Origin of the sequence: Pseudomonas sp. (genome assembly GCF_035277045.1) — a bacterium.
Taxonomy (GTDB): Bacteria; Pseudomonadota; Gammaproteobacteria; order Pseudomonadales; family Pseudomonadaceae; genus Aquipseudomonas.
Genome location: NZ_DATELE010000108.1, coordinates 1 through 2,637, shown reverse-complemented (window position 1 = coordinate 2,637; position 2,637 = coordinate 1). Strand labels below are relative to the sequence as shown.

Here is a 2,637-nt window from a genome sequence, read left to right as displayed (position 1 = left end):
GCAGGCGCTGCAGCAGCGCGTCAGGCAGGGCGAGCTGCGCTTCTTCAAGGTCGCGGCCGTCGCCTTGCACGTCGCGCAGTCCGAATGGCAGGGTCGGCGTGTCGATATCGCCCAACTGCTTGCGGAAAAACGCCTCGTGTTCGGCTTCGGGGGTGCCCAGGCGCGCCTGGGCGACGAAGTTGCGGTAAGGCACCGCGGCCTGGGTATCGGCGGGCAGGCCTTGCAGGTGGCCGAGGATCTCTTCGCGCAACACCTCCAGAGCCGTGTTGTCGAGCGCGATGTGATGGAACAGCAGCGTGGCGTCCAGCGCCGGCGTGGACGGGTCCTGCTGATAGTCGAGGCGGATCAGCGGGGCCTGGCTCAGGGCCATGCGTGCCGGGCCGCAGTCGCCGGTAGTGTCGCGAACATCGAGTTCGGCCTGGCGCCAGACCACCTGATGAGGGCTGTCGAGCCCCTCCCAGACCACGGCGGTGCGCAGGATATCGTGACGCGCGATGCTGTTGCGCAGGGCATCGGCGAAGGTGTGCAGGCGCTGCGGGCTGTCGAAGGTCATGCGCAGTTGCAGCAGGTAGGGGTCGTCACCCTGCCCGGCACTCAGGTGGTGGTAGAAGATGCCTTCCTGGAGCGGCGCCAGGGGATAGATCTCCTGCACGTTGCCCGCGCCACCCGGTACCGTCTCGACAATTCGATCGATACCGGCCTGGTCAAGGCTGGCCAGGCTCAACAGCTCGGGGGTGATGCGCGTGCAACCGGCCGGCACGCGGTTGGCCGGCACCTCGATCTCGCGGCCAGCGCCCACGGACGCCGCCAGCGCCGCCACGCTCGGCTGCCCGAGCAACACCCGGACATCCGCGTGCAGCCCAGCCTGGCGCAGGCGCTCGATCAGCTTGACCGCAAGCAGCGAGTGGCCGCCCAGCTCGAAGAAGTTGTCGTTGCGCCCAACCTGTTCAAGGCCCAGCACCTCGGCCCACAACGCTGCCATGATGTGCTCGGTCTCGCCTTGTGGCGCCGCGTAGGCCTGCCGGCTCAGGGCCGAAGGATCGGGGTCGGGCAGCGCGCGGCGGTCAAGCTTGCCGTGGCTGGTCAGTGGCAAGGCGTCCAGGCGGACGAAGGCCAGCGGCACCATGTAGGCGGGCAGGCCAGCGTCCAGGGCCTCGCGCAGGGCTTGCACGTCGACCGGCACGGTCTCGGTGAACCAGGCCAGCAGGCGTTCGCCGCGCACCAGGACCACGCCATCGCGCACCCCGGGCTGACGGGCCAGGGCCGCTTCGATCTCGCCGAGCTCGATGCGCATGCCGCGGATTTTCACCTGGTCGTCGTTGCGGCCCAGGTAGTCGAGGGTGCCGTCGGTGTTCCAGCGCACCAGGTCTCCGCTGCGGTACATCCGTGCCTGGGGATCGCTGCTGAAGGGGTCCTGCAGGAAGCGCTCGGCGGTCAGCTGCGGGCGGTTCAGGTAGCCACGGGCAACCCCGGCGCCGCCGATGTACAGCTCGCCCGTCACCCCTTCAGGCAGCGGTTGCAGGTGCGGGTCCAGCACGTACACGCAGGTGTTGGCGATCGGGCCGCCGATGTGCAGCGGGCCGCCCGGGCGCATCGTGCCGGAGGTGGCAACCACCGTGGTTTCGGTCGGGCCGTAGTTGTTGACGACGGCAAAGCCCGGGTCGCGGTCGAACTGGCGCAGGCGGTCACCGCCGACCAGCAAGGTGCGCAGGGTCGGGTGCTGACGCGGCCGGTCGAGGGCCTGTTCGGCCACCGGGGTGGGCAGGAAGCTGACCTCGAGCGGCTGGGCCAGCCACCAGTCGAGCAGCGCATCGACGTGCTCGCCGCCCACGTGGGCGGGCGGCAGGTGCAGCACCGCCCCTGCGCACAGTGCAGGCCACACTTCCCAGGCCATGGCATCGAAACCAAAGCCGGCGACGCTGGCGGTGTGGCTGCCGGCGGTCAGGCCGAACGCCTGGCAATGCCAGTGCACGAGGTTGCCCAGGGTGCGGTGCTCGACCATCACGCCCTTGGGCTGGCCGGTGGAGCCGGAGGTGTAGACCACATAGGCCAGGCTGGCCTCTGTCAGGCCCGGTACCTGCGGCTGATGGTCCGGCTGGGACTGCCAGGCATCGTGGTCCAGGTTCAGCTGTGCGATGGCGCCGACCCGGGCGGCCGTGGCGGTCTCGACCAGCACCACCCGTGGTGCGCTGTCCTCGAGCAGGTAGGCGATGCGCTCGGCTGGATAGGCCGGATCCACCGGCACATAGGCGGCGCCGGCCTTGAGCACGGCCAGCAGGCCGACCAGGCGCCGCGGCCCGCGCTCGAGGCACAGGGCAACGCGGTCCTCGGGTTTCACGCCCAGGCCGATCAGGTGATGGGCGAGGCGGTTTGCGCGCTGGTCGAGCTGGCCATAGGTCAGCACTGCGGCGCCCTGCACGACCGCCGGTGCATCTGGCTGGCGGCTGGCCTGGGCCTGGACCATGGCATGGAGGGTGCGCCCCTGGGCGAAAGCATGCGTGCTGGCATTGAACCCGAGCAGCACGCGCTGACGCTCCGCCGCCGTCAGCATGGGCAAGGTGGCGAGCGTCTGCCGCGGCGCCTGCTCAAGGGCATGCACCAGCTGCAGCACGGTGTTGCGCACCCACTCGATCACGC

Annotated in this window: 1 protein-coding gene; it reads right to left on the bottom strand. The window is 70.1% G+C overall.

The genetic code is table 11. From position 1 onward, the window contains the following. On the bottom strand, window positions 1-2,637 hold a 2,637-nt coding region (locus tag VJS90_RS04535), incomplete at both ends, for an amino acid adenylation domain-containing protein (RefSeq protein WP_324119477.1).